At 48.6% G+C, this 6,311-nt stretch carries 6 protein-coding genes; 5 read left to right on the forward strand and 1 reads right to left on the reverse strand.

The features are described 5' to 3' along the window. The 5 genes from BZG13_RS14910 to gspS2 form a co-directional block, all read left to right on the forward strand. The coding region (locus BZG13_RS14910; protein WP_108743910.1) for a tRNA-(ms[2]io[6]A)-hydroxylase at nt 1–557 on the forward strand (557 nt) is incomplete at its 5' end. 255 nt (nt 558–812) lie between these two features. Further along, nucleotides 813–1,763: a transposase gene (locus tag BZG13_RS14915; protein ID WP_077487178.1), complete on the forward strand. Its 951-nt coding sequence runs from the start codon at nt 813–815 to the stop codon at nt 1,761–1,763. A gap of 499 nt (nt 1,764–2,262) precedes the next feature. Continuing rightward, the gene (locus BZG13_RS14920) at nt 2,263–4,386 is read left to right on the forward strand and encodes a plasmid pRiA4b ORF-3 family protein (protein ID WP_077487179.1); all 2,124 of its coding nucleotides are present in this window, start codon (nt 2,263–2,265) and stop codon (nt 4,384–4,386) included. 296 nt (nt 4,387–4,682) lie between these two features. Continuing rightward, nucleotides 4,683–4,994, forward strand: a complete 312-nt coding sequence (locus BZG13_RS14925) for a YciI family protein (protein WP_077461202.1) — start codon at nt 4,683–4,685, stop codon at nt 4,992–4,994. Further along, on the forward strand, nt 4,994–5,371 hold the full coding sequence (gspS2, locus tag BZG13_RS14930; RefSeq protein ID WP_158074911.1) for a type II secretion system pilot lipoprotein GspS-beta: 378 nt from the start codon (nt 4,994–4,996) through the stop codon (nt 5,369–5,371). Before BZG13_RS14925 ends, gspS2 begins: the two co-directional genes overlap by 1 nt. On the opposite strand, the gene BZG13_RS14935 is transcribed toward gspS2, so the two are convergent. Then, nucleotides 5,364–6,032, reverse strand: a complete 669-nt coding sequence (locus BZG13_RS14935; protein ID WP_077487182.1) for a TIGR01621 family pseudouridine synthase — start codon at nt 6,030–6,032, stop codon at nt 5,364–5,366. The genes gspS2 and BZG13_RS14935 overlap by 8 nt on opposite strands. Between the last annotated feature and the right edge of the window lie 279 nt (nt 6,033–6,311).

The following is a 6,311-nucleotide window of genomic DNA, read 5'->3' on the forward strand; positions in this document are numbered from 1 at the left end:
TGAAGACTTTGTCTATCGCTGAAGACTTTGTCTATCGCCGCATTCGCGATGGGATCTTCCACGCGCGTAAAAACGGCCTCAGCGCGCCTTTAACCCCTAAAGCCGGCTTTGCCCACGGCCAAGCCTTGATTGATAAAATGGTCCGGTTAATCAAAGAAGAGTTTCATCACTTTGAGCAAGTGATTGAAATCATGGACGCACGCGGCATTCCCTATCAACCGTTAGAAGCAGGTCGCTACGCCAAAGGATTAATGCGCGCGGCACGTACTCACGAACCGGCAACCTTAGTCGATAAACTGATTATTGGCGCCTACATTGAAGCACGCTCCTGCGAGCGCTTTGCCAAAGTCGCCCCACACCTCGATGATGAACTACAGACGTTCTACATCTCGCTACTGCGCTCGGAAGCACGCCATTATCAAGATTACCTGACGCTTGCAGAAACCATCGCCGGCGAAGACATTCGCGACCGTATCCAAACCATCGGCGAGCGCGAAGCCGAGTTGATCCAAGCGCCCGACAGCCAATTCCGCTTTCACAGCGGCGCCCCTGCCTAACTTCTTATGGCAGCTTCTCTTTGTGGGGACAGGCACTTTTAGTTTTCGCCGGATACAAACACCTCTTGGTGACTGTCCTGGTAGTTTGCGCCTGTCCCCGTTGTTTACTAATCGGGACAGACGCCTTTAGTAACTAACCAATCTCACAGTTACAGTATTTCTTGTACTGTCACGAAAAACCAGGCCAGAAAAGATGATGGCTGTTCATTTATACAGTACCTTTTACATACACCCATCTACCAAAAGGGACTGACGATGACCAAAGCTCGCGCATCTTTAGTGAACCTAGCAGCAACACCCTATTACCATTGCGTCTCACGCTGCGTGCGCCGCTCTTTTCTGTGTGGCTATGACGCTCAATCGCAAAAAAGCTATGAGCATCGTCGCGCATGGATAGAAACGCGTTTGCTTACACTAGCCAAAGCTTTTTGCATCGATATCTGCGCTTACGCCATTATGAGCAATCATTATCACGTTGTCCTACATATCAATGCAAAAGCCGCCCAATCCCTGACAAATACCGACGTTATCGACCGCTGGCTAGCCTTTCACCAGGCTCCAGTACTCATCCAACGTTTTCGTCAGGGAGAATCTCTCTCCAAATCAGAGTACAAAGCGTGCTGTCGGATCATTGAGAGCTGGCGCGAGCGTTTGATGTCTGTCAGTTGGTTTATGAAGCTGCTCAATCAATATATTTCAGCGCAAGCGAACCGAGAAGATCAATGCACGGGGCATTTTTGGGAGGGACGCTTTAAAAGTCAGGCCTTGTTGGATGACAAAGCTCTTGCTGCGGCAATGGCCTATGTCGATTTAAACCCCGTGAGAGCAGGTATCGCCAAACAGCCCAAGTATTCGAATTACACATCGATAAAAAAGCGCGTTGAATCACTCGAGCAAAATAAAGCGACACCAGCAGGCTTATTCGCCTTTGCAGGAAATCCGAGGAAATCTATGCCCGACGGCATTCCGTTTCGGCTAATGGACTATTTAGCACTTGTTGAATGGACCAGCCACAAGGGACAAGAAAGGGGCTCAAATCAGCGGCTTCCCCTACTCACACGACTGAATATGTCGAATGAAACCTGGCTGACCACATGCGCTCATTTAGAGTGCGGAAATGTTGTAGGCTCACTGTCGAGTATCCAAGCCGTATTACCGACACTGGGCCTAAAGCGCATGACAGGCGTCATGATCCCAAATCGTTGAGGCTAGCACTAAAACACGCATCAATGCGTAAGGGAATCGTCATACTAGCCCGAAAATCTACCCTACCCAATAAGCCAGCACCATTATAAACACGAACAAAACACCTACCGCTTTTAAGAGCGGCTTTAGCCCTTTGGACCCACCTTCTGGGGACTGATTACAACATCCCATATTATCCCCTCATCGTTATTTCCCCAGGATAAACCCTCCAGTTACAGGAAGGTAAAGGCATGTTCGGGTTTTAAAGAGGTAAGATTTCATTAGAAATTTTACGAAATTTTACTAGGACAGGCATCTTAACAACGGCTTGCAGGTTACTAGTGGTGACTGTCCCGGATAAAGTAGATAAAGTAAAGCGACCGGATAAAGCGGATAAAGCGGATAAAGCGGATAAAGCGAAAAGTGTCTGTCCCACCAAAAGAAAAAAGACAAAACTCGTTTTTGAGATTAATTTTTTGTACGCTTAAACAATTAATTAATCACAACCTAGGCCAAGAATATGGAACTTCCACCGTCTGCGCAGGCGCTCCTTGAGGCTATCCAACACTACACGCCCATCACCGATATCAGCGCAGATCAACGTCAGTTGATAAATGGTTCACCAGAGTCTTTTATTACCGCGATACCGATTGGTCTATCGTTATCAAAGACATTCGACCAACGTCAAGAAGAGCTTTTTGTCGATTACTTTTCACAAATGGCCGATGACCTGCGTATTCATTCGCGTCGTCATGACATCACTGAAATCATCGATATCGCGAATAAAATCCTCACTCAAGCACTTGAGCTAGACGACGATCACATTAATCTGGTACTCGCCAGCGAAATCATCAAATGCATGAAACACCTTAAACTGCATGTTGACGATGCGATCATTGTGAAAGTGCGTGAACGCAGTCGGCAGGAGATCACTGAGCAACAAGAATACTTGGCACAAGACCCTGAAAAGGTTACCGAGAATCTTGTCGCTGACCTCAATAAATTTGGCGTCGACACCGGGCTTGCTTTTTGTCAATTCGTCAGTGGTGAACTTGTCTTTCTCACCAAGCAGGAAATTCAAGGATTGCTCACAATGATGAGCCGTCAACCTTGGTCAATTGATGCGCTTTTGCTTTTGAGCCTCAATGCCGATCCTAAGATCGCCAACACCGCAGCGAGTGTACTCAATAGCCTTCCAGCAAAAAAATGGAAGTCCCTTGGACAGCGCCAATATCTAACCCTGATCCAGCGCTTTGGTCACGATAGCGTAAAAATCCACCTGTCAGCATGGCAAAAATCAGCCATGCAATACAGCAAACAAGCAGAACAACATCAAGTGACCGAGCTTTACCTGTCCTATCCAGACGGCAACCATGCCATACTATTTAACGGACTGCTCATCGACCCAACGACTAAAAATGCACACGTATTCGGTGGCGTTTTTCGCTTAGGTTTCGGTTTAGTGGATAGCTATTTTGATACCAATCCCGTCGACACTGTGCAATATAAAAAAATGACCGCAGAAATGGACACCGCTGTCGACGTCGTTCAATGCCACCCCAATATATTGCGACACATACTTTGTTGGGCCCTGGACGAACAGCATGAGGTCCTCGATCCTGACACGCTACATATGTTGGCGCTTCTCCCGTCCCAATGGACCGAGCCGCAACCGTTCTCATTAGATAAACTCGCCTCCACGTGTGACTTCCCAGGAGAACATCCCGACGCGATAGCGCGAGGACATCGATCCAGCAAACTGTTAGTCAATACCCCATTGATAGAGACATGGACGATCGCTGAATCGATCGACCCAACGCTAGATACCATACGCAAAGTCCGGAACCGCCATTATCTCGAACACCCTGAACCCTATATCAAAGCACTCGCGTTGAGTGGGCTGATCACGCATTACAGCAATCAAGACAGCACACCGTTTTCACCGAGCAAACTATTTATATTTGCCGCGGCGTATGCGTTGCAAGCACCTGATCGTATGAGAAAAACCTTTCCGCTTTTCGACCAGCTCGCAGAGCTGAGTATGCAACAGCAAGCGGAATATCATCCGGTGGCACACAGCCCCCAGGAAATAGAACGTCCCCAAGGCATCGTACTGCACATTGAGCTTGATAATAGCCGCCCAAAAATCTGGCGCCGTTTTACCATTTCAAACGCCTTACCTTTTATCGCGCTACACGATTGCATTCAAGCCATTATGGGTTGGGAGCACCAACATCTTGCCATGTTTATCACACCCCTTGGTCATATTGACCTTGACGATGAATCCGACACTCAAGCGGCGTATTTACCCATTGGGGCAGCACTGCAAGACCCCGGAGACACCATCGCGTATGTGTATGATTTTGGTGATAACTGGCACCACACCATCACCCTTGAGAAACTGAATACCCGCAATTGCACGCAGCCTAAAGTCACGGCAGGCAATGGCGCCTGCCCACCAGAAGACTGCGGCGGTATAGATAGATACAAAAACCTACTCAAACTATCAAAACGCGCACCACTCAACGACGATGAGCAAGAGATCCTGAACTTCTTCAACATGCAGGATTGGGACGCAAAACACTTTGATAAAAACGAAGTGAATCAGAGATTAAAAGAAGAAGTGCCACCTATTTTCGACTAGCTACATCGTGGGACAGGCACTTTAGAGGGTACATCTTGGGACAGGCACTTTTAACTCTTTTAACTTTTGGTGCCTGTCCCACCAATGTTCTCACCAATGTTAAATGTTCTGACAAAAGTGCCTGTCCCACCAATGTTTTAAAGTGCCTGTCCCACCAATGTTTTAAAGTGCCTGTCCCACCAATGTTTTCAAAGTGCCTGTCCCGCCAATGTTTTCCAATGTTTTCTAATACGCTGTACTCAGAAATCTGGACTCTGTATCCTACTGGCTATAAACATCTATCAAGGACAACAACGATGTGGTATCTCATTTATTCGCAAGACGTCGAGAACAGCCTACCGCTACGCAAGCAAGCGCGTGACGCACACCTTGAACGCTTACACCAACTGGAAAAAGAAAACCGCTTGATGATTGCCGGGCCAAACCCTGCCGTTGACAGCGATGAGCCAGGCGAAGCTGGATTTACGGGCTCGACCGTTATTGCCTGGTTTGAGTCACTATCAGCCGCAAAGGCATGGGCCGACAAAGACCCTTATGTTGCCGCCGGCGTTTATGCAGAAGTGACCGTAAAACCGTTCAAAAAAGTGCTTCCGCAGGATCCAGCCTAATGCGATATGTAAAAATACTGATGATGGCCTGCCTGGGGCTAGTACTCAGTGCATGTAGCAGTACCCAGCATGACCAAGCCGCAGAAGCCGCAATCCAACGTGCCGACATGATTGCACAGCTACTGCCGATGGATATTGAAGGCTACTCACTGGTTCGAGCACGTGCGCAAGATGCCATCATCGAGCTGACGCTTCTGGATAAGAATGCCAAAAAAGCACCAGGAGAGCTCTTTTCCGGTTTAAAACGTCGTTATTGCCAAGATAGCGACATACGCAGTATGTTAGACAATGGTATTAGCTATACCATTTTGGTTCGCGATACCCGCGGCCGACAAATCCTCAATAACGCTATCAATGCACCCAGCTGTGCTAGCTAATTAAGCACCAAGGCTGCTCCCACTCCACCGGTAAGGCTGGCCACAACTCGCCTTTGCTCGGGGGCAGCACATAGCTGTAGTGCTTGGCTGGCTGATCATCGGCAAAACGACAGGTAAATTGCAGCCCATAAGCGTGTAAGTAGCCACGATCGGCAGGCTCGCCGCCATAGTAATCATCACCGATAAGCGGAGAGCCGATGCTTTTCATCGCCACGCGAATTTGATGGGTTTTGCCTGTGTAAGGCCGACAGAGAAAAAGTCGCCGCCCCTCACCGCCTGCAATAGAGATAAAACGCGTCCTCGCCGGGTTATCTTTGCTGGCAAGCAACTTCCAACTGCCTCGCCGACCTTTACCCATATCGCCGACAATCAATCCCTGTTTCTTACGCGGCTTTTTCGCACTTAATGCCAAATAGCACTTTTCTATCTCGCGTGACGCGAACAATCCTGAGAGGACAGACGCCGCATGAGAGGACGTTGCCAGCAGCAGCAAGCCCGACGTCATCTTATCTAAACGATGCACAAGGTAGACCTTCTCAACCCCAATATACGCCGCGACCGCAGGTAACAGTGCCGCTTCATCGGCCTCTTTCTGCACGCTAACGCCATGGTGCTTGTTGATCACCACAAAGTGTTGGTTTTGGTCGACAATTGAAAACATAACGAAGGGATTTACCGGTTGGTCATTGAGGAGAGGCATCATAACGACTTCCTCCTCAGCCCGCTAGAGCAATCATAAAAGTGCCTGTCCCCGATAGCCGCCCTGGCTAAAAGTGCCTGTCCCTGGTAGCTAACCGATCGTGACAGGCACTGTAGATAAAGGGCCTAGGCACTGCTTCTCGCTCTTCTCCGTACTCCCTTTTCCAAATCATACGTAGACTAGACAAGCATCAATGGCACCATTGGCTTAGGTCGGAAAAGCGCCAGCACGATGTAAGCC

It is taken from the genome of Salinivibrio sp. ML323 (assembly GCF_001995745.1).
GTDB lineage: Bacteria > Pseudomonadota > Gammaproteobacteria > Enterobacterales > Vibrionaceae > Salinivibrio > Salinivibrio kushneri.

Bases quoted from the DNA above. Each gene is read 5' to 3' on its own strand.
- BZG13_RS14935 (WP_077487182.1), bottom strand. From the start codon at position 6,032: ATGTTTTCAATTGTCGACCAAAACCAACACTTTGTGGTGATCAACAAG.
- BZG13_RS14925 (WP_077461202.1), top strand. From the start codon at position 4,683: ATGTGGTATCTCATTTATTCGCAAGACGTCGAGAACAGCCTACCGCTA.
- gspS2 (WP_158074911.1), top strand. From the start codon at position 4,994: ATGCGATATGTAAAAATACTGATGATGGCCTGCCTGGGGCTAGTACTC.
- BZG13_RS14915 (WP_077487178.1), top strand. From the start codon at position 813: ATGACCAAAGCTCGCGCATCTTTAGTGAACCTAGCAGCAACACCCTAT.
- BZG13_RS14920 (WP_077487179.1), top strand. From the start codon at position 2,263: ATGGAACTTCCACCGTCTGCGCAGGCGCTCCTTGAGGCTATCCAACAC.